At 62.9% G+C, this 20,184-nt stretch carries 18 protein-coding genes and 1 tRNA gene; 13 read left to right on the top strand and 6 right to left on the bottom strand.

Annotated elements, in window-relative coordinates:
- Window positions 1–82 precede the first annotated feature (82 nt).
- Together E3U23_RS11575 and E3U23_RS11570 are read right to left on the bottom strand one after the other, a co-directional pair.
- The gene (locus E3U23_RS11575; RefSeq protein ID WP_279351421.1) at window positions 83–271 is read right to left on the bottom strand and encodes a Flp family type IVb pilin; all 189 of its coding nucleotides are present in this window, start codon (window positions 269–271) and stop codon (window positions 83–85) included.
- A 102-nt stretch (window positions 272–373) separates the two neighbouring features.
- Window positions 374–556: a Flp family type IVb pilin gene (locus E3U23_RS11570; RefSeq protein ID WP_279351420.1), complete on the bottom strand. Its 183-nt coding sequence runs from the start codon at window positions 554–556 to the stop codon at window positions 374–376.
- 70 nt (window positions 557–626) lie between these two features.
- Here E3U23_RS11570 and E3U23_RS11565 point away from each other — a divergent pair, with 70 nt between their 5' ends.
- Entirely contained in the window at window positions 627–1,061 is a 435-nt protein-coding gene (locus tag E3U23_RS11565) for a (deoxy)nucleoside triphosphate pyrophosphohydrolase (protein ID WP_279351419.1), read from the top strand.
- Between the two features lie 45 nt (window positions 1,062–1,106).
- Window positions 1,107–1,183: transfer RNA gene (locus E3U23_RS11560), tRNA-Arg, on the top strand.
- 56 nt (window positions 1,184–1,239) lie between these two features.
- Here E3U23_RS11560 and E3U23_RS11555 read toward each other — a convergent pair.
- Window positions 1,240–1,632 carry a metallopeptidase family protein gene (locus E3U23_RS11555; protein WP_279351418.1) on the bottom strand — a complete coding sequence of 131 codons (393 nt, stop codon included), beginning with the start codon at window positions 1,630–1,632 and terminating at the stop codon, window positions 1,240–1,242.
- A gap of 124 nt (window positions 1,633–1,756) precedes the next feature.
- On the opposite strand from E3U23_RS11555, the gene E3U23_RS11550 reads away from it, so the two are divergent.
- Window positions 1,757–3,316, top strand: coding sequence for a phospholipase D-like domain-containing protein (locus tag E3U23_RS11550; RefSeq protein WP_279351417.1), 1,560 nt, complete (start codon window positions 1,757–1,759; stop codon window positions 3,314–3,316).
- Window positions 3,313–3,921, top strand: a complete 609-nt coding sequence (gene folE / locus E3U23_RS11545; protein ID WP_279351416.1) for a GTP cyclohydrolase I FolE — start codon at window positions 3,313–3,315, stop codon at window positions 3,919–3,921. The genes E3U23_RS11550 and folE overlap by 4 nt, the downstream gene beginning before the upstream one ends.
- A 42-nt stretch (window positions 3,922–3,963) precedes the next feature.
- Here folE and E3U23_RS11540 read toward each other — a convergent pair whose 3' ends face one another.
- On the bottom strand, window positions 3,964–4,443 hold the full coding sequence (locus E3U23_RS11540; protein WP_279351415.1) for a peroxiredoxin: 480 nt from the start codon (window positions 4,441–4,443) through the stop codon (window positions 3,964–3,966).
- A 171-nt stretch (window positions 4,444–4,614) separates the two neighbouring features.
- Here E3U23_RS11540 and E3U23_RS11535 point away from each other — a divergent pair, with 171 nt between their 5' ends.
- The 9 genes from E3U23_RS11535 to trxA all read left to right on the top strand — a co-directional run bounded on the left by E3U23_RS11535 (window position 4,615) and on the right by trxA (window position 18,036).
- Window positions 4,615–5,079: an S-adenosyl-L-homocysteine hydrolase gene (locus E3U23_RS11535; protein WP_279351413.1), complete on the top strand. Its 465-nt coding sequence runs from the start codon at window positions 4,615–4,617 to the stop codon at window positions 5,077–5,079.
- A gap of 141 nt (window positions 5,080–5,220) precedes the next feature.
- On the top strand, window positions 5,221–6,630 hold the full coding sequence (ahcY, locus tag E3U23_RS11530; protein ID WP_279351412.1) for an adenosylhomocysteinase: 1,410 nt from the start codon (window positions 5,221–5,223) through the stop codon (window positions 6,628–6,630).
- Window positions 6,631–6,681: 51 nt separating this feature from the next.
- Complete coding sequence (locus E3U23_RS11525) at window positions 6,682–9,024, top strand: sensor histidine kinase (RefSeq protein ID WP_279351411.1); 2,343 nt, start codon at window positions 6,682–6,684, stop codon at window positions 9,022–9,024.
- Window positions 9,021–9,458, top strand: a complete 438-nt coding sequence (gene tsaE / locus E3U23_RS11520) for a tRNA (adenosine(37)-N6)-threonylcarbamoyltransferase complex ATPase subunit type 1 TsaE (protein WP_279351410.1) — start codon at window positions 9,021–9,023, stop codon at window positions 9,456–9,458. The genes E3U23_RS11525 and tsaE overlap by 4 nt, the downstream gene beginning before the upstream one ends.
- Complete coding sequence (locus E3U23_RS11515; RefSeq protein ID WP_279351409.1) at window positions 9,455–10,456, top strand: aminoglycoside phosphotransferase family protein; 1,002 nt, start codon at window positions 9,455–9,457, stop codon at window positions 10,454–10,456. The genes tsaE and E3U23_RS11515 overlap by 4 nt, the downstream gene beginning before the upstream one ends.
- Window positions 10,449–11,171 (top strand): nucleotidyltransferase family protein, encoded by a 723-nt coding sequence (locus E3U23_RS11510; RefSeq protein WP_279351408.1) that lies wholly within the window; start codon window positions 10,449–10,451, stop codon window positions 11,169–11,171. Before E3U23_RS11515 ends, E3U23_RS11510 begins: the two co-directional genes overlap by 8 nt.
- Window positions 11,164–14,187 (top strand): double-strand break repair protein AddB, encoded by a 3,024-nt coding sequence (addB, locus tag E3U23_RS11505; RefSeq protein ID WP_279351407.1) that lies wholly within the window; start codon window positions 11,164–11,166, stop codon window positions 14,185–14,187. The genes E3U23_RS11510 and addB overlap by 8 nt, the downstream gene beginning before the upstream one ends.
- Complete coding sequence (gene addA / locus E3U23_RS11500; protein ID WP_279351406.1) at window positions 14,184–17,660, top strand: double-strand break repair helicase AddA; 3,477 nt, start codon at window positions 14,184–14,186, stop codon at window positions 17,658–17,660. The genes addB and addA overlap by 4 nt, the downstream gene beginning before the upstream one ends.
- 55 nt (window positions 17,661–17,715) lie before the next feature.
- A complete protein-coding gene (gene trxA / locus E3U23_RS11495; RefSeq protein ID WP_279351405.1) occupies window positions 17,716–18,036 on the top strand; it encodes a thioredoxin in 321 nt (106 codons plus the stop codon).
- Here the strand turns inward: trxA and E3U23_RS11490 are convergent.
- Complete coding sequence (locus E3U23_RS11490; protein ID WP_431732684.1) at window positions 18,033–18,833, bottom strand: inositol monophosphatase family protein; 801 nt, start codon at window positions 18,831–18,833, stop codon at window positions 18,033–18,035. The genes trxA and E3U23_RS11490 overlap by 4 nt on opposite strands.
- A complete protein-coding gene (argJ, locus tag E3U23_RS11485; protein ID WP_279351404.1) occupies window positions 18,830–20,056 on the bottom strand; it encodes a bifunctional glutamate N-acetyltransferase/amino-acid acetyltransferase ArgJ in 1,227 nt (408 codons plus the stop codon). Before argJ ends, E3U23_RS11490 begins: the two co-directional genes overlap by 4 nt.
- Window positions 20,057–20,184: the final 128 nt, after the last annotated feature.

Below are 20,184 nucleotides of genomic sequence, written 5' to 3'. Positions count from 1 at the left end.
AAAAATTGTAGGGCGCGGACGTTGATCATATAAAAGGCGGGGGGGAAACCCCCCGCCGCTTTCTTTGGATATCGCGATTGCCTTACTCGGCCGTGCGCTTCGCATTCGCTTCGGTGAGCGAGGTATCGACGCCCGAGAATGTGGTGTCGAGTTCTTCACCGAGGCCCTGCATGGCGGTGATGGCGGCAACGGCGATGAGTGCGGCGATCAGCCCGTATTCGATAGCGGTGGCGCCTTCTTCGTTGCGACGCAGCTGCTTGAGGAATTTCATAGTATGTCTCCTGGTTCAGTCTTCAGTCCCGACCCTTGCCATCTGGCCCGAGTGCTTTCGTTATCCCGCGAACAGATTGATAAAACGCTAACCCGATAAGGCTTATTTTTCAGCCATTGCCTCGCCAACGCTTTCGTCAATACCGCTCCACATATCGATTGCGCTTTGGCCGAAGCCGGTGAGTGCTCCGACCATCGCGAAAAAGATAAGTGCAAGTATCAGCCCGTATTCGACCGCGGTTGCCCCCCGATCATCGTCTTTCAAATGTTTGAAAAATCTGATCACCAGTTCCCCCCTTGGCCTTTCCGGCTGACACACACTGGATAAAGGGCCAGGGGTTAAGAAATAGCTTCCAATGTGCGAACCCTTGCAAAATAATCCGACATGGCTTCCCGTGGTCGCCTTGGCTTTGAGGAATATTGACGGTCGCTGGCTGTTACATCAACGGCCCGCCGGCAAGGAGCACGGGGGGTTATGGGAGTTTCCCGGCGGCAAGGTCGAAGATGGCGAAACGCCAACTGAAGCGCTCGTTCGCGAAAGTGCGGAAGAACTCGAAATTACGATAGCGGTCCATGATTTGGATCCTACGTGCTTTGCGCAAACATCCCCGAATTCCAAAGGCTTGCCGATTGTAATCCTCCTTTACATATCGACCATCTGGCAGGGCGAGCCGCGCTCATTGGAAGGTGGTTCGGTAGATTGGTTCACTTTAGAAGCGGCCGGCGAGCTGGCAAAGCCGCCCCTTGACGAACACTTGCTTCGTCAGCTGCAGCGCCTTCATCGGGATTAGGGTCTTGCCAAGGCTTAATGCGCCGCTTATGTGCCGCCCTCCGACGCGCCAGTAGCTCAGCTGGATAGAGTACCTGACTACGAATCAGGCGGCCGGAGGTTCGAATCCTTCCTGGCGCGCCATACAAGCCCATCGCTCCCGCCGGAGTGGTGGGCTTTTGTGGTTCTGGGGTCTGCGTTCAGTCGGCTTGGTCTTCCAACCGGTGCATATCGTCGTCGCTAAATCCGAAATGATGGCCCGCTTCGTGAATGACGACGTGTCGCACCAGATCGTCCATCCGCACGCCCGTCTCACGCCATTCGGCAATCAGAGGGCGTCGGAACAGCCAGATGCGCGGCGGCATCCGTCCGCTTTCCCACACCGATTGATCGGGAACGGGCTGCCCTTCGTACAAGCCGGAGAGGTGCCACTTATTCTCGAGGTCCACCGCCGCAAGCTGCTCCGGCGTCGCAAAGTCCACTACGCGCAGCATAATATCGGCAAGATCGGCCCGAAATTGCTCGGGCAGCGTGGCAAGCGCTCGCTCGGCCATACGCTGCATTGCGGCGGAGTCGAATTCCTGATCGTCCATTGCTGATAGATATGCGTTGGCATAGGTCCACCCGCAAGGCAGGAACCGCGCTGCGCGCTTCCGGTTCGTTGTATGGCGGCAGGGTGGCGACGCCGGAACACGAAAACGAGACGGGGGCATACCTTTGCACGAATTGGTCGAAGAGAACGACGGTGAGGTCACCGCCTCGCCGGAACGCGTGTCGCGGCTGGAAGACGGAGTGTCCGATAGCGTATGGCGTTATGCGAAGGTCGATCGCGCCGCCGTCATCATCGATGCAGCGGATTATTTCGCTGCGATGCAGAAGGCGATGCTGAAGGCCCGGCACCGTATCTTCCTAATTGGCTGGGATTTCGACACGCGTATCCATCTCGAAGAAGGGCGCAAATGGTACAAGCGGGGGATCAAGGATACCTACCCCTCGCGGCTGGGCGGCTTCTTCTCCTGGCTGATCCGCAATCGGCCGACGCTCGAAATTCGGATTCTGAAATGGAGCTTCGGGGTTTTCAAATTCATCCTGCGCGGTTCGATGTGGTGGGATCTGGTGCGCTGGGCACGCCATCGGCGCATCGATTTCAAGTTCGACAGTGCCCATCCGACCGGATGCAGCCATCACCAGAAAATTGCTGTGATCGACAATTCGCTCGCCGTATGCGGCGGGATCGACATGACGATCAAGCGGTGGGACACGCGCGAGCATCTTGCCGAGAACCCGGCTCGCACCATGCCGCGCGGCGGCACGCACGAGCCTTGGCACGACGCCTCGATGCTGATGGAGGGCGAGGTGGCCGATGCGCTCAGCGATCTCGGCCGCGATCGGTGGGAGAGGGCAGGCGGCACGCCCCTGCTGCCTCTCCAGAAGCGGAAGGACAGCATCTGGCCGGACGGGCTGCATTGCACATTCGAGAATGTTGAAGTCGGCATCGCTAGGACGCGCGCGAAACATCGCGACTGGTCTGCTGTCCGCGAGATCGAAAACCTGTTCGTCGAGCATATCAGGCGGGCCAAGCGCTTCATCTATGCGGAGAGCCAATATTTCGCCTCTCGCGTGGTGGCCGAAGCGATTCTCGAGCGGGTGCAGGAAGACGATTGCCCGGAAATCGTTATCGTTCATCCCGCGCACGCCGATGGCTGGCTGGAGCAGCAGGCGATGGATCACGCCCGTGCCGAACTGGTGCGCTGTATCGAGACCGCCGACAAGAACGACAGGTTCACCATCTGGAGTCCGGTCAGCGATACGACCCATATCTATGTCCACGCCAAGATCATGATCGTGGACGACGAGATATTCCGCATCGGATCGGCCAACATCAACAATCGCTCGCTCGGCCTCGACAGCGAATGCGACGTGTTTGTCGATTCGACCCGCGAGGGGAACGCGCATGCGTCGGCGGCGATCACCGCCATACGCCATTCGCTCTTGGCGGAGCATCTCGGACTACCTGAAGAGGACATGCCGGCGCTGCTGGAAAAGCACGGGTCGATGCATGCTCTGATCCTTGCCTCGACGACGCTGGAAGGGCGGAACCTTCTGGAATACATCCCGCCCGAATTAAACGGTGCGCAGGAAACAGTGGCGGAAAGTGCGATGCTCGATCCCGAGGACCCCGAAGACCTTTTCGAGCCGTTCGCCGATGGTGGCCTGTTTCGCGACGGAAGCCGTTTGAAACGCATGCGCGATAAATTGAGAAGGAAGAAATCATGAGCAGTCTCGTCGGACCCGATGAGGACGTTGCCCAGGGCAAGCCAACCGTACCCGACCATGTGCAGGATGCGGTGCGAACACTGATCCAATGGGCAGGCGACGATCCGTCACGCGAAGGACTGCTCGACACACCCGCTCGCGTCGCGCGTGCGTGGAAGGAATATTGCCAAGGGTACGACGAAGATCCGGCAATTCATTTACGCCGGGTGTTCGAGGAAGTCGGCGGGTATGATGAAATCGTGCTGCTGAAGGATATCCCCTTCCAGTCGCACTGCGAGCATCACATGGCACCGATCATCGGAAAGGCGGCAATCGCCTACCTGCCGACCGATCACGTCGTGGGAATTTCGAAGTTAGCCCGCGTGCTCCATGGGTTCGCCCGCCGCTTGCAGGTACAGGAACGCCTCACTGCGGAAGTGACGCAGTGCATCTGGGATCATCTCAAACCGCAGGGCGTCGCGGTAGTGATCGAAGCTAGCCATGCCTGCATGACGGCGCGCGGTGTACGCACGCCCGGGGTATCGATGGTGACCAGCGAGATGCGCGGCGTGTTCCGCGATGACGAGCGCAGCCGCAAGGAAGTGCTCAGCCTGATGGGATATTAAGCACGTTGTTTGGCGGGGCAAATTATGCCCCGCCGCAAATCTTTACATCTGGCCGAGCATGTGATCGGCGCTGGAGACCGAGAAATCGCCCGGCTGCTCGACGTTGAGTTCCTTCACCACGCCATCCTCGACGATCATCGAATAGCGCTGGGCCCGCTTGCCCATGCCGAAGCCCGAACCGTCCATCGTTAGCCCGATCGCTTCCGCGAAGTCCCCATTGCCGTCGGCCAGCATGGTGACGGGATCGGCATCATTTGCGCTTTTCCAGGCGTTCATGACGAACGCGTCGTTGACGGCGGTGCAGGCGATTTCGTCTACGCCTTTCGCCTTCAGTTCGTCCGCTTTTTCGACATAGCCCGGCAAATGGCGTGCGGAGCATGTGGGCGTGAAGGCGCCTGGAACAGAAAACAGGGCCACTTTGCGACCAGCGAAGAATTCGCTCGACTGGACCTTTTCCGGACCATCTTCGGTCGCCTTGACCAGCGTAACATCGGGCAGCGTATCGCCCACGGAAATCGTCATGTTTGAAACTCCTTCAATCCCGTCCGTCGCTCCATCTAAGATGATCGTGCGAACGCGCAACCGCGCCGATGGTTAAGCCGGGTTTACTGCGCGGCTTTAAATTTTCGTAAACCGAATCGCCGAAACCTGTCGGGGACGAGCACGGGAACGCTCGGACCGGGAGACAGGGACATGAACTTCAAAAAGACTTTAGTGACCATGGTTGCGACCTCGATGCTATTGGGCGCGCCGGGCGTGGTTTCGGCTGGCGATCTTTCGCAGGACGAGCAGGTGCGCCGGCTCGACATCATGCTGATGGTGACTTCGCTCAGGTGCCGGATGGGGCAGGACGACTTCCAACCGCATTACCGCGCCTTTTCGGCGGCGCACCTCGACACGCTCAATGCGGCGGCCCGCCGGTTGGAGAAGAGCATGGTTTCGCGCCACGGTGCGAAGGGCGCCAAGCGCGCGCTCGATCGCATCAGCGTCGGCATGGCGAATGAATACGGGCAGGGGCATCCGTGGCTAAATTGCGCGCAATTGAAGCAGATCACCGACGACCTCTCTCGTAATCCGGACGCCAATGCGGTCACTCTGGCGGCAGCCGAACTGCTGGGCGCTCGTCCGCTCGCCGAAAGCCGCTGGGCGCAGCGCTGAGACCTTTTGGGGCCGAAGGAAGACGAGGGCAGGGCGGTTGCCCTCGCCGGGGGCACAAGCTAGGGGCGGGGCCATCAAGGTGCCCGCCCCTTTTCTCACGAGGGGAGCGGGCTTCGCTCTCGTTAAAGACAAGGACCGCCCGTGGCCGAATTCACCGATTACGTCGTCAAGGATCTAGCGCTCGCCGATTATGGCCGCGCCGAGATCGCCATTGCCGAGACCGAAATGCCGGGCCTTATGGCGACCCGCGAGGAATACGGTGACGCCAAGCCCCTGAAAGGCGCGCGTATCACCGGATCGCTACACATGACGATCCAGACCGCGGTGCTGATTGAAACACTGACCGCGCTGGGCGCCGAAGTGCGCTGGGCGACCTGCAACATCTTCTCCACGCAGGACCATGCCGCCGCCGCCATCGCCGCGCAGGACATTCCGGTGTTCGCCATCAAGGGCGAGAGCTTGGCCGATTACTGGGACTATGTCGGCAAGATTTTCGACTGGTCGACCGAGGACGATGCCGACCAAACCGCCAATCTTATCCTCGACGACGGCGGCGATGCGACCATGTTCGCGCTGTGGGGTGCGCGGATGGAAGCGGGTGAAGAATTGCCCGAACCGCAGAACGCCGAGGAAATCGAATTTCAACGCGCGTTGAAGGCGTTCGTGAAGGACAAACCCGGCTACCTCACCAAAAGCGTGAAGGCGATCAAGGGCGTTTCGGAAGAGACGACCACCGGCGTCCACCGCCTCTATCACCTCGCCAAACAAGGCAAGCTGCCCTTCCCCGCGATCAACGTGAACGACAGCGTGACCAAGTCGAAGTTCGACAATCTCTATGGCTGTCGCGAATCGCTGGTGGACGCGATCCGCCGCGCCACCGACGTGATGCTGTCGGGCAAGGTCGCACTCGTCGCGGGCTACGGCGATGTCGGCAAGGGCAGCGCGCAGTCGCTTCGCAATGGCGGCGCGCGCGTGCTCGTAACGGAAATCGATCCGATCTGCGCGTTGCAGGCCGCGATGGAAGGCTACGAGGTTGTTACGATGGAAGAAGGTGTGAAGCGCGCCGATATCTTCGTCACCACGACCGGTAACGAGGACGTGATCACCGCCGAGCACATGAAGGCGATGAAGCCGATGAGCATCGTGTGCAATATCGGCCATTTCGACAGTGAAATACAGATCGGCGCCCTGTCGAACTACGATTGGACCGAGCTCAAGCCCGGCACCGACTTTGTGAAATTCCCTGACGGCAAGGAAATCATCGTGCTCGCCAGGGGCCGTCTGGTGAACCTCGCCTGCGCGACCGGGCATCCCAGCTTCGTGATGAGTTGCTCGTTTACCAACCAAGTGCTCGCGCAGATCGAATTGTGGGAGAACGAGGACCGTTACGAGAACGAAGTCTACGTCCTGCCCAAGAAGCTCGACGAGAAGGTGGCGGCGCTGCACCTCGACAAACTCGGTGTGCAACTCACCAAACTGAGCCAGAGCCAGGCCGACTATATCGGTGTGCCGGTCGAAGGCCCGTTCAAGCCGGAGCATTACCGCTACTGATCTTCCGGGTTGACATTGCATCGGCGGGCCGGGGCGAATAGCGCATCGTAGATGGAAGTTTCGCCCTCCCTGCTGGTCCTGCTTGCCGTAATCCTGGCCTTATGGTCGGGCGCGGCAATCTGGCTGATGCTTCGCGCGAGCGGCAAGGCGCAGGCTGCGGATGCGCATCGCAAAGCCGTGCGCCGGCTGACGCGGATGCTGGAAGAAGGCCCAGCCGTGCCGGTCCTGGTAAGGGCAGACGGTCGGATCGAAGCGCCGGACCGCTTCGCGCGCTGGATCGGCCTCGACAAGGTTCCAGACTATCTTAGCGAACTAGTCGGGCAGGGCGGCCAAGGACTTTCGGAAGAACAGGTGGATGAACTAAGCGTTCTGGTACGCCGGACGCAGAAGAGTGCGAAGCCCTTCAAGCTTGCGCTGCGCCCGCCGAGTTCGCGCAAGACGCTTGCGCTGCGCGGTGCGCTCGCCGACCCGTCGGTTTCTCCAAGCGGCGCCGCACTCATCTGGGTATTCGACTTCACCGAAACCGAGGACGAACTCGCACGGCTGCGAGAAGACGCGGCCCGGGCGAAGGATGATTTCGGAGCACTGGTCGGGCTGATCGAAGCTGCGCCAATGCCGATGTGGTTCCGCGGGGCGGACATGAAGCTGCGTCTCGTCAACAAAGCCTATGTTGCGGCCGTGGGAGCCGATGGGGCGGATACGGTCGTGGCGGATCAGGTCGAATTGGTAGAGACCATCGGCGGGCGCACTGCTGCGCAGGTCGCGCAGCAAGCCGCGGACCGTCGACAACCGATCGAACGCATCATATCCGCAACAATTGATAATGCGCGACGTGCCATGCGCGTTACCGATCTTCCATTATCCGGCGAGGGCATCGCCGGTTACGCCGTCGATATCGAAGAAATGGAAGAGCAGGCGCGCGAGTTCAGGGCGTTCCGCGAGGCGCAGCGTTCGATGCTCGACCAGCTATCGATTGGCGTTGCCCAATTCGATGCGCAGCGGCGCATGACATTTGCGAACCAGCCGTTCCATCGCGTGTTTGCTTTGCCGCCCGGCATGGCGAACGAGCGGACAGGATTCGAGCAAATCCTGATGATTGCGCGTGAAAACGGCCGCATTCCCGAGGTTCGCGATTTTCCTTCCTGGCGCAAGGAATTGACCAATTGGTTCACGGCCGACGAGCCGGAAGAGGTAAACTGGCCCCTTCCTGACAGCACCCACCTTCGCGTGGTTGCACAGCCATTACCCGATGGCGGTCTGGTTCTCATCGCGGAAGACAGGACCGAACAGCTTGCGCTGTCCGCCACCCGCGACACTCTCCTACGGACACGAACCGCAACGTTCGACAGTCTGTTCGAAGCGCTCGCCGTTTTTGCGCCCGACGGGCATCTCGAATTGTGGAATCGGGGTTTCCCCGGAGCATGGGGGATCGATCCCGAAGTTCTGGATGGCCACCCGCAAGCAGAGGATTTGCTCCGGGCGATCGAGAGCAACCTCGCCGATCGGAAGGCGATCGCGATGGTGAACACCGTCGTACGGGCATCCACTCTCGACCGGAAGAAGCGGGAAGGCCGCGTGGAATTGGCCGACGGACGGACGTTGGACTTCGCCGGTGTTCCGCTGCCGGATGGGAATGGCCTGCTTACCGTTCTCGACGTCACCGCATCGCAGCAGGCAGAGGATGCCTTGCGCGAGCGCAACCGCGCGCTGGAAGAAGCGGACGCGGTAATGACCCGCTTCCTGGCAAACATGTCCTACGAATTCCGTACGCCGTTGACGACGATCGGCGGATTCGCGGAACTGCTGGCGTCAGGCGTCGCGGGAGATTTGAAACCGCAGGCCAAGGAATATGTCGACGCCATTTCGCAATCGGTCGGCAAATTGACGGAGCAAGTCGAGAACGTTCTCGATCTTTCGCAGTCTGAAGCAGGGTTAATGCCGCTACGCACCTCGAGCGTCGATCTTCTGCATTTTGTTACGGAACTCGTGCGTAGCCGCGAAGCTACGATCGAAGAGCAGAAGCTTTCTGTCGACCTGAAAGGCAATAGCGGTAAGAAAATCCGTGCCGACGGCCAGCAATTGCGGCGAGCCATCGGCCATTTGCTCGACAATGCCATTGCCAATACAGAGAAAGGCGGGCGCATCCTCGTCGATATTTCCAAGCATCGCGGACAGAACCAGCTTGTCATCTCGGATAACGGTCGAGGGATGTCGCACCATGAACTCGCCCGCGCTCTCGAAGGTATTCGCTTAAGTGCCGATGGAAAGGGTATCGAGCGGCGTCAGGGCCTCGGCATTCCGCTGGCGCGGCAGTTGATCGAAGCGCACGGCGGGACGTTCGACATTCAAAGCCGGCGCGGTTCGGGCACGACCGTCACGATACTGCTGCCATGACGGTAGATTTGCCGGATTTGGTGACGATGGCTTCGTTCGGGCGGCGCATTGCGAAGGTGCTGCAGGCCGGAGATGTAGTTGCGCTGACCGGCGGGCTCGGTGCCGGCAAGACTACGCTTGCGCGGGCGATCATAGCGGCGCTGGGGCATCGCGGAGAAGTCCCATCGCCGACGTTCACGATCCTCGAAACCTACGACGATCTTCAGCAGCCGGTTGTGCATGCTGATTTCTATCGTCTGGAACGGCCAGAGGAGACCGTGGAACTCGGACTCGACGATTATCGTAGTGGCGCCGCGCTTATCGCCGAATGGCCCGATCGCGCGGGCGGTTTCTCCCATGAGCCAGGCTGTCTTTCCATCGCGCTGGAAACCGTGGGCGACGGGCGGCGGGCGATTGTCGAGCCGGGTGCCGATTGGCTAGAGCGAATGCCATGAGCGATACGTTTCCTGATGGCATTCATGAATTTCTCGGCGGAAGCGAGTGGGAAGGGGCCGAGATAGCGCCCTTAGTCGGCGATGCTTCCTTCCGCCGCTATTTCCGCATCCATCGCGGAGACGACAGTGCGATGCTGATGCATGCGCCGCCGCCGCGCGAAGACCCCGCGCCATTCCTGGAAGTGGCGGAATGGCTATCCGACCACGGCTTGCGCGCGCCGCGGATATATTCGCAGGACGCTAAAAAAGGCTGGGTGCTCACCGAGGATTTCGGCGACATACGCGTCAAGGAATGGCTCGACGATCATCCCGGCGATGCGCATGATGTGTATAGCGCCGCGGTGGAAACGCTTGTGCAACTGCACGCCGAACAGCCCGGTCCGTTCCCTCCCTACGATATGACGACGTATCGTAGGGAGGCGGCGCTGTTTCTCGAATGGTTCTGTCCGGCAGCGGATCTCCAAGTGGATGAAGACGGTTGGGATTTAGCGTGGCGCCAAACTCTTGCTCCGTTGATCGAGCGTCAGCAACCGGGCGTCACGGTTCTGCGCGATTATCATGCCGAAAACATCATGTTGCTGGAGCCGGGCAAGCTTGCAGGTGTGCAGGGGCTGATCGACTTCCAGGACGCGCTTGTCGGCCATCCGGCCTATGATCTCGTCAGCCTGTTGCAGGACGCGCGGCGCGACGTCGCACCGCAATTGGAGCACGATATGCTCTGTCGTTATCGCGCGGCCGCCGATCCGGGCGAGCATTTCGAAGAAGATTACGTTGTCCTCGGCGCGCAGCGCAATGCGAAGATCGTGGGGATTTTCACGCGTCTCGCGAAACGGGACGGCAAGGCGCGCTATCTCGATCTGATACCGCGCGTTTGGACCCACCTCGAACGCGATCTGTCGCACGCGGTGATGGCGCCGGTCGCGGCGTGGTTCGATGCGAACATCCCCGAGCGCATCAGGAATGTGCGCGGCGATCTCTCGGCGTTCGATCATGGCTGAGCTTGCCTCCGACACGGCGATGGTCATGGCTGCGGGGTTGGGCAAGCGGATGCGCCCCCTGACCGCTGCGACGCCCAAGCCACTGGTGCGGGTCGCAGGCAAGCCGCTTATCGATCGCGCGCTCGACCGACTGGCGGATGCCGGGGTGGCCCGCGCGGTCGTGAATGTTCACTATCTTGCCGACGCGATAGAGGCGCATTTGAAGCCCCGCGCCACGCCGCAGATCGTATTTTCCGACGAACGCGACGACCTTCTCGAAACGGGCGGCGGCATGGTGAAGGCGAGCGGGGCGGGGCTGCTCCCCGACCCGTTTTTTGCCTGCAATGCCGACAGCATCTGGCTCGATGGCCCGGCGAATGCCTTCGCGGATTTATCCCGTCATTGGGATGCGGACCGAATGGACGCGCTGCTGCTCGTGGTGCCGCATGCCCGCGCGCATAACTTTGATGGGCAGGGTGATTTCTACATGAACAGCGCAGGGCGGCTCAGCCGCAAGCTGCCGGCCCGGATCGCGCCCTTCATTTACACCGGCATCCAGCTCGTTGCGCAGCGCCTGCTGCGCGATGCGCCCGCAGGAAAGTTCTCGACCAATATCCTGTGGGACCGTGCCATCGCGGAAGGACGCCTATTCGGCACCGCCTTCACCGGCGAGTGGTACGAAGTCGGCACGCCACAGCACATCAAGCCGACGGAGAGGGCGCTGCGCGGTGACTGAGGAGGCGGTGCGTCCACGACACCCGCAGGTCTATTCCATTGCCGCCCATCGCGGGTTCGCAGATGCGCTGGTCGCCGGACTGGTACCGCGCTACGCCGAACCCGGTTTCGGCCTTGCGCGCCTGACGCTGCTCTTGCCGAGCAGCCGCGCGCAGCGAACGGTGTCGGAAGCCTTCATCCGCCATGCGGGCGAAAGCGGTGCAGCGGGTCTGCTGATGCCGCGCATGGCGGTTGTCGGCGCTTTCGATCTCGACGAGGCGCTTGGCCCGCTGCTCGATCCACTAGGGGCGGATGACATTCCGCCCGCCGTCGATCCGCGCCGCCGTCTGTTCGCGCTTGCTCGTCTGATCGCGGAGGAAATGGGCGAAGATGCACCGAAAGGGGCGACCCTGCTGCGCCTGGCGCGGGAAACCGGTGCGACGATGGACCGGCTGCTGGTTGAAGATATCGGGCCGGAGGAGCTGCTTGGCGAGGATGTGCTTGGGCTCGTCGGCGACCTGTCCGAGCACTGGCGCGCCTCGCTGCAATTGTTCGCGCGGGTGCAGGCGCGGTGGCTTACGTTTTTGCGAAGCGAAGAACTGCTCGATGCAGCCGCCCGCCGTAATCGCCTGTTCGACCGGGCCGCCAATCGCTGGCGCGCCGAGCCACCCGCGACCCCGATCGTTGCGGCAGGTGTGACCAGTGCCGCCCCGGCGCTTGCCCGGATGCTGCGCGTCGTCAGCGAGCTCGAAGGCGGCGCGGTAATTCTGCCTGATTTCGACCTCACGCTCGATGCCGCGGTCTGGGACGAACTGGGCCGCGCCGGGAACGCGCCCGAACCCGGCGATACGCCCTTTGCGCGCGGCGACGCCGTCACACATCCTCAGTATCACATGAAGCTGCTCCTTAATCGCATGAAGGTTGCGCGCGAGGAAGTGCAGCCATGGCACCGTCGGGGCCTTGCCGCTGCGTCGCCCGAACGCAGCCATGCCATCGGCGCGCTGTTCCTGCCGCCCGAGGCGAGCCGTTCATGGGCCTCGCTCCCCGCCGAGAAACGCCGCCTGACCGGGGTGCGCATCATGCAGAGTGCCAATCCGGAGGAAGAAGCGCAGGCGGTCGCCCTGCTGGTGCGCCAAGCGCTGGACGAGCCGGAACAGCGAGTCGCCGTCGTGACGCCGGATCGCGGATTGGCGCGGCGCGTCGTCCATCACCTCGCCCGCTGGAATATCGAGGCGGACGATTCGGCGGGTCGGCCGCTGTCGCATACGGCGGCAGGGCGGGCTTTCCTGCTCGCGGCGGAGGTGTTCGCAGAAGATGCGCCTGCGGTCTCGTTGATGGCGCTGCTCGGGCATCCATTGGTCGATGGCGGGATGGAGCGGGGGCGCTGGCTTACGCAGCTTCGCCGGGTCGAGCGGGCGCTTCGTGGCCCACGTATCCGGCCTGGACTCGGTCCGATTGCCGAAACGGTCGCCGGCTTACGAAAGGAAGAGGACGACACGCTCGACGAATGGTGGGCGACGGTCGAAGCAGCGCTCACCCCGCTGCTTGCCCTTGGCGAAAATGACCCGGTCGAACTCGCCCTTATGATCGACGCCATCGCCGCCACGAGCGAAGCGCTGTGTGGCGAGCGCATCTGGGCGCGGGAGGATGGCCGCATGCTTGCAGCCTTCGTCGAAGACTTGCGGCTCCACGCGCGCGATGCCGCATTCGCGCTTTCCCCGCGCGACATTGCCGATGTTCTGCGCGATGCGATGGAGGAAATCGCAGTGCGACCGCCCTATGGCGGGCACGGTCGGGTTCAGGTTCTCGGGCTCTTGGAAAGCCGGATGAACCGCGCCGACCTTATCATCTGCGCCGGACTGAACGAAGGCGTGTGGCCGGCACGCAGCGGTGTCGACGCCTTGCTCGCGCCGCCGGTACTGCGGGCATTGGGGGTGCCGGGGGCGGATTTCCGCATTGGGTTGTCTGCCCATGACCTTGCCGGGGCGTTGGGCGCGCCTGAGGTTGTGCTGAGCCGGGCGATGCGCGACGAGAGCGGGCCCGCCATCCCCTCACGGTTCCTGCTGAGGGTGCAAGCGCTCCTCGGCGATTTGCTGCCCAGGCATGAGGAAACCCGAGCGGTCGAATATGCGCGGGCGATGGCGCGAATGCCGGAGGCGATACCCTATCCCCGGCCGCGTCCGATGCCTTCACCCGAACAGCGCAAGGTCGACATCTCGGCGACCGCGCTCGATCGGCTGCGTGGCGATCCCTACCAGTTCTACGCCCAGCGAATTTTGCGGCTCGCCGAACTCGATTCGCTCGATGCCGATCCCTCCGCCGCCTGGCAGGGCGAGGTGGCGCACGAGATTCTCGAGCGCTGGCACCGCGCGCGGCTTGCCGGCGAGGCGGTGAATTTGCGCGCGACGATGGAGCAAGTGTTTGAAGAGCGGAACATTCATCCGCTGATGCGCGGATTGTGGCAACCACGCCTCGAATGTGCGCTCGACTGGGTGGCCGACGAGGTCGAGAACGCGCCCGCCGGCCGCGAAGTCGCTTGTGTCGAGGCATGGGGCAGCATGGAAGTGAACGGCGTGCGGGTCCATGGCCGCGCTGACCGGATCGACCGCTGGCCGAACGGTGAACTCGCGATCGTCGATTACAAGACAGGTAGCGCGCCATCGGCGAGCATGGTCGAGGAAGGCTTTGCCTTGCAGCTTGGCTTGCTTGGCATGATCGCGCGGGCGGGTGGGTTCCAGGATGTAGCCGGTGCACCGATGGCATTCGAGTATTGGTCGCTTGCCAAGGGGCGGGGGGACGAATTCGGTATGATTTCCTCGCCCATCAAACGCAGTTCGCGCGAGCGCGGGGTCGAGCTGGAAGACTTCCTGCCCGCGACTGAAGACTATCTCACCGGCGCTATCGCAACCTGGATTACGGGGAACGAACCGTTCACCGCCCGCCTTAATCCCGACTTGCCGGATTACGGCACCTACGATCAGCTCATGCGGCTCGACGAATGGCTGCCGCATATGGACGTCGAGGAAGACGCGCTGTGAGCGGCGCAGTCCATCCCCTTGCCGGGCACCAGCGCGATGCAGTGGACCCACGCGAAAGCGTGTGGCTTTCCGCCAGCGCCGGGACGGGCAAGACGCAGGTGCTTTCCGCCCGCGTGCTGCGGCTACTGCTGGAGGCGGGCGCGGATCCTTCGCAGATACTGTGCCTCACTTTCACCAAGGCGGGGGCGGCGGAAATGGCGGTCCGTGTCGGCGAAGTGCTGGCGCGCTGGGTGCGGCTGAAGGACGACCGGCTCGCAGTCGAACTCGGGCATCTCGGCGCGGCGATCGATCCGGAGACGCTTGCCCGCGCCCGCTCGTTATTCGCCCGCGTTCTCGACTGCCCGGGCGGGGGGCTGCGCATCGATACGATCCATGCCTTCGCACAATACCTCCTCGCCGCTTTCCCTGCCGAAGCGCAGATCCTCCCCGGCAGCCAGCCGATGGACGACCGCGAGCGCGACCTCTTGAGCCGCGACATACTGGCCGAATTGCTTGCGGACGAGCGTCGCGCCGACTTTCGCGAAGCGGTCGCTGAGATGAGCCGCCGCAAGGGTGCGGATGCGGTGCGGGGCTGGCTAATGCGCTGCGCCGGCTATCTGGACCTGTGGTATCGCGCCGACTGGCAAAATGCGCTCGAACAGCCGGTGCGCCGCTTTCTCGGCGTTCCCTCCGATGCTGGGGAGACGTGGGTAGCCGAGGCGTGCGGCGACGGCGTCTTCCCTGTCGATACCCTACGCGCGTGCGTCCAGGCGACGGACGGCTGGAAGGCTCAGATCGCCGATAAGGTGCGCGATTTCGTGCCGCGCTGGATTGCGTTAGACACCGCCGGCCGACTGGAAGCGCTAAACGGTTTTTACGACACGTTGCTGAAGAAAGACGGCGAACCGCGCGCAATGAAGGGCGCGGAAAAGAACGACCCCGATCACCCAGCGAAACAGCAGACGATCGCCGAAGCCGTTCGCGCCGTGCGCGACCGCCGCGCCTTGCTCGACCTTGCCGCCTTCCTCGCGCCGCAACTTGAAGCCGGGCGTACCTTCGCACTGGCATGGCAGGAGGCCAAGGCGCGCGAGGGGCTGGTCGACTTCGACGACCTGATCGCCCGCGCCGCGCACCTTCTCTCCAATACCGCAATGGCGGACTGGATCCGCTACAAGCTCGACCGCAGCTTCGACCATATCCTGATCGACGAAGCGCAGGATACGAACCGCGCGCAATGGCAGATCATCGATGCGCTGACCGACGATTTCTTCAGCGGCGAGGGCGCGCAGGGCGACCGGGTGCGCACGATCTTCACGGTCGGCGATTTCAAGCAAGCGATCTTCGGCTTTCAGGGCACTTCGCCCCGCAATTTCAGTGAGGCGCGCGACCGGGTGGCGGAGCGGATGCGGCAGACGGCTGATGCCGCAGGCGAGATGCGGGGCGGTCCGCGGCCGCGCTATCTGCAGCAATATGGTCTGGGGCAAAGTTTCCGCACGGCCGAGAACGTGCTTACCTTCGTCGATCGTGCCATCGCCGCTATCGGCTCGGGCAGCATGGGGCTTGATCGCGGGGCGGAGCCGCATATGGGGCAGGATCGACCCGGCCTGGTCGCGCTGTGGAACGTGATCCACGCGGACAGCGGGATGGAAGAAGGCGCCGCGGACGAAACGTGGCTGGGCAAGCACGACCGCAAACTTGCCGATCGGATCGCGCGGCAGGTACGCCGCTGGATGGCGCTGGACGGTCCGGGCTTTCCGCTGGTGAAGGGCGACAAACCGCGCCGGGCGGGGCCGGGCGACGTGATGATCCTCGTGCGAAAGCGGCGCGACCTTGCCTCGCTTATCGTCGCGCGGCTGCATCGCCACGGCGTGCCGGTGGCGGGTATCGACCGGCTGCGGCTCGGCAATCCGCTGGCGGTAAAGGACTTGATGGCGGCGCTGCGGTTCGCCGCCCAGCCGTTCGACGATCTGACGCTGGCGGCATTGCTGGTTTCTCCGCTGATCGGGTGGAGTCAGGAAGACCTACTCGAACACGCCTATCGACCGAAGGACGTGCGGCTGTGGAACCACTTGCGCAAAAGCGAGACGACGCTGGTGGTGCAGACGCTTGAAACCTTGCGTGAAATCCTTCGCCGCGCCGATTTCGACAGCCCGCAGCAGCTTCTGCACTACATCCTCGTCGGGCCGATGGACGGGCGGCGCAAGCTGGTCGCTCGGCTGGGGCGCGAGGCGAACGATCCGATCGACGAACTGCTCAACGCCGCGCATGCCTATGCCGCCTCGCGCATCGCGAGCCTGCAGGGTTTCATCCGCTGGTTCGACGCGGGCGAGGGCGAGGTGAAGCGCGAGGCGGGCGAGGGCGGCGATCAGGTGCGGGTGATGACCGTGCACGGCTCCAAAGGCTTGCAGGCGCCGATCGTCATTCTCGCCGACGCTGCCATCGCGCCCGACAGGCCGGGAGAGCTCGAACTGCCCGACCGGCAGATCGGCGGGACACGCGACTATCCCGTACCCATTCCGGGCGTCCGCAAGGAAGAGAAGGTCGGCCCTCTGGCGCTTGCTGATGCCGAAGCGTCGGCAGCCGAACTGGAGGAACACTGGCGCTTGCTTTATGTCGCGATGACGCGGGCGGAGGAGGCGCTCTTCATCACCGGCTCGCTTGGCCCGCGCGATGCGAAGAGCGGCCCACATGAAGATAGCTGGTATGCGCGCCTAAAGCCTCTGTTCGAGGACGACGCGCTGGAAGACGACATCTGGGGCGCGCGCTGGGAATTCGGCGCGTTGGCCGACGTTTCGGTGCCTCCTGCCGAACACGCGGCCGAACCGGTGCAAGCGCTGCCGAATTGGGCGCTGCGCCCAGTCGGGCCCGAACCGCGGCCGCCACGCCCGCTTTCGCCATCTGGGCTGGGCGAGGTCGAGGGTAGCGATCCGCCGTTTCCGCCCGAAGCTACGGCAGTTGCCGCGCGACGGGGGACGCTGATCCACGCGTTGCTGGAGCGGCTGCCGAACGTTCCACTATCGGAACGGCGGACCCGGGCCGAGACATGGCTGGCGAAACGCGGCGACGATTTGGCGGAGGACGTGCGCGCCGAACTGCTCGATAGTGCGCTGACGGTGCTGGACACGCCGGAATTCGCCGACATCTTCTCACCCGATGCGTTGGCGGAAATCCCGCTCGCCGCGACGGTCGAGGGGCAGGTGGTGATGGGAACGGCAGACCGGCTGCTGATCCGCGAGGATGCGATCACGGTCGTCGATTTCAAGACCGCCCGCCGCCCGCCTACCGGGCTCGACGGCGTGCCGGACGCGACAATGCGGCAGATGGCCGCCTATGTCGCGGCGCTGGAGGCGATCTATCCGGGCCGCAGCGTATCGGCGGCCGTGCTTTATACGCAAACACCGCAAATAATCGTCCTCCCGCCCGATGCACTCGCCCGATACAAAGCGGCGTTTCCCGCGCGGCAGGAAAGCTTTGCCCTCCCGCCCGTTGAGTAGAGGCAGGACCATCGCCACATCGGCGAGGTACGATTGACGATTTCAGGAGATACCCATGGCCACCATCAACGTGACCGACGACAAGTTTCAATCCGACGTTCTCGAGAGTGACAAGCCCGTCCTGGTCGATTTTTGGGCGGAATGGTGCGGACCATGCAAGATGATCGCTCCCGCGCTCGAGGAACTGAGTGACGAGATGAAGGATCAAGTGACCATCGCCAAGATGGATATCATGGAGAATACCGGCGTGCCCGGCCAGATGGGCGTCCAGTCGATCCCCTACCTCGTCCTGTTCAAGAACGGCGAGCCGGCGGCGCAAATGCGCGGCGCGGCGCCCAAGGGTCAGCTCAAGCAATGGCTCGAAAGCAACCTCTAGGTTAGATCGCCGCAGCGGGCAGCGAGCCTTTCCCATTGGCGGGGGCTCGCGGCCCCGAGCATCCCGGTACGCTCGTCGTCCACTCGATAGGGCGAACCGTCCGGTCTGGCGACTTTGCCGCCCGCCTCGTTCAGCCAGAGCGCGCCCGCAGCATGGTCCCAGGCGAGCGTGCGCTGAAAAATCGATACGTCGTTGATGCCGAGCGCAAGACGGGGATACTGCTCCGCCGCGCAGCGCGGGATGTCGACGACGCGATAATGCGGCGCTACCTGCCGCTTGACCGCTTCGCGCTGCTCGTCATGCATGAAGACCAGTGAAATCGCAGCGACGGGCGGCGTCTCTCCGGTCTCGCGGGCTTCGATCCGCTCGCCATCGACGAAAGCGCCCTGTCCTTCGTGAACCGAGCAGAAGCGTCCGGTAAGGCAATCGTAGATCCAGCCCGAACGGGCAAACCCGCCACTGGCACGCGCCAGCAGGATTCCGAACGGTGGTTTGCCGCGAGCGAAATTGTTGGTTCCGTCGAGCGGATCGACGATCCAGCAATCGCCTTTCAAACCTTCCAGAACCGTAGCGTCGGCAAACGCCGCTTCCTCGCCGACGATGGCCGCGCCGGGTTCGAGCTTCGCCAAACTCTCCGTCAGGATCCGTTCCGAAGCATGATCGGCGACGGTGACGACATCGTCGCTCGCCTTATTCGTGATCTCGTCCTCGCCCAGCGAGCGGTAATGCGGCAGGATCGCATCCTCGCTTGCCTTCTTCATAAGGTCGAAGATCACCCGGTCCAGCGCCGCACTCACGAGCGATAATCCGCGTTGATGTCGATATAGCCGTGGGTCAGGTCGCAGGTCCAAACCGTCGCGCGGCCTTCGCCGATGCCGAGATCGACCTGCACCGTGATGTCGTCGCCAGCCAAGTGAGCGGCCACCGGCGTCTCGTCGTAATCGGCTAGAGGTTGCCCGTCGCGTGCCGCCCAGATGCCGCCGAAACCGATCGAGAGCCGGTCTCGGTCCGCCGGTTCGCCCGCCTTGCCGACGGCCATCACCACGCGGCCCCAATTCGCATCGCCGCCCGCGATTGCGGTCTTGACCAAAGGGGAATTGGCGATGGAGAGGCCGATCCGGTGCGCACTGATGTCACTATCCGCGCCCGTCACCTCGACCGCAATGAACTTCGATGCGCCTTCGCCATCGCGGACGACCAGATGGGCCAGTTCGCGGCATACGGAGAGGAGCGCCGCGTAGAACGCATCGGCTCCGGCATCGTCCCAGTCGGCGAGCGTCGCATGGGCGGCTTTGCCGGTCGCGAAGGCTAGCACGGTATCGCTGGTCGAGGTATCCCCGTCCACGGTGATGCATGAGAAGGTTTCGGCATTTGCCTTTTCCAACATTTCCTGGAGGAAGGACGGTTCGATTACGGCATCGGTGAAGATGTAGCCGAGCATCGTCGCCATGTCGGGCGCGATCATACCGCTGCCTTTCACGATGCCGACGAGTTCGACTCTAATCTCGCCAACTAGGGCTGACGCAGTCGAACCCTTTGCGAAAGTGTCGGTCGTTCCGATCGCATCGGTTGCGGCGCGGAAATCGCAGGGTTCGGCCGCGAGGGCTGCGTCGATGCCATCGCGCGCCTTGTCCTTGGGCAGCGGCACGCCGATCACGCCGGTCGAAGAGACGAACACATCGCTCGGCGCGCAGTCCATAGCATCAGCAACTTGCGCCATGATTTGCTCTACCGTCTCGCGGCCGCGATGTCCGGTAAAAGCATTGGAATTCCCCGCATTCACGACCAGCGCGCGCGCCCGTCCAAGTTTCACCTGCTCGCGCCCCAGTTCGACTTCGCTCGAAGCGCAAGCGCTTTTAGTAAAGACACCGGCGACCGCCGTGCCTTCCGAAAGTTCGGCGAGCGTAAGGTCCGCCCGGTCCCATTCCTTGTATCGCGCTTTCGCCACACGCAGAGTTACGCCACGAATCTCAGGGCACTCGGGAAAGGGGCGGGCAAGCGGTGAGCGGGTCAGGTCCATATTGATGCCGGTGAGAGGAACAGCACGACGGGTCAAGCGCCGCGAAGCGAATAGCGGTGCCGCTTTAAAGGCTGCCGAAAGGATTTGGCGCTATTGTGCGCTGGAAATTTCTGCCGAACCGCGCTACC

The organism is Erythrobacter litoralis (assembly GCF_029760855.1).
GTDB lineage: Bacteria > Pseudomonadota > Alphaproteobacteria > Sphingomonadales > Sphingomonadaceae > Qipengyuania > Qipengyuania litoralis_A.
This window is presented reverse-complemented; position numbering and strand designations above follow the sequence as displayed.

Bases quoted from the DNA above. Each gene is read 5' to 3' on its own strand.
- E3U23_RS11575 (WP_279351421.1), bottom strand. From the start codon at position 271: ATGAAATTCCTCAAGCAGCTGCGTCGCAACGAAGAAGGCGCCACCGCT.
- E3U23_RS11565 (WP_279351419.1), top strand. From the start codon at position 627: ATGTGCGAACCCTTGCAAAATAATCCGACATGGCTTCCCGTGGTCGCC.
- E3U23_RS11555 (WP_279351418.1), bottom strand. From the start codon at position 1,632: ATGGACGATCAGGAATTCGACTCCGCCGCAATGCAGCGTATGGCCGAG.
- folE (WP_279351416.1), top strand. From the start codon at position 3,313: ATGAGCAGTCTCGTCGGACCCGATGAGGACGTTGCCCAGGGCAAGCCA.
- E3U23_RS11540 (WP_279351415.1), bottom strand. From the start codon at position 4,443: ATGACGATTTCCGTGGGCGATACGCTGCCCGATGTTACGCTGGTCAAG.
- E3U23_RS11535 (WP_279351413.1), top strand. From the start codon at position 4,615: ATGAACTTCAAAAAGACTTTAGTGACCATGGTTGCGACCTCGATGCTA.
- E3U23_RS11525 (WP_279351411.1), top strand. From the start codon at position 6,682: ATGGAAGTTTCGCCCTCCCTGCTGGTCCTGCTTGCCGTAATCCTGGCC.
- tsaE (WP_279351410.1), top strand. From the start codon at position 9,021: ATGACGGTAGATTTGCCGGATTTGGTGACGATGGCTTCGTTCGGGCGG.
- E3U23_RS11515 (WP_279351409.1), top strand. From the start codon at position 9,455: ATGAGCGATACGTTTCCTGATGGCATTCATGAATTTCTCGGCGGAAGC.
- E3U23_RS11510 (WP_279351408.1), top strand. From the start codon at position 10,449: ATGGCTGAGCTTGCCTCCGACACGGCGATGGTCATGGCTGCGGGGTTG.
- trxA (WP_279351405.1), top strand. From the start codon at position 17,716: ATGGCCACCATCAACGTGACCGACGACAAGTTTCAATCCGACGTTCTC.
- argJ (WP_279351404.1), bottom strand. From the start codon at position 20,056: ATGGACCTGACCCGCTCACCGCTTGCCCGCCCCTTTCCCGAGTGCCCT.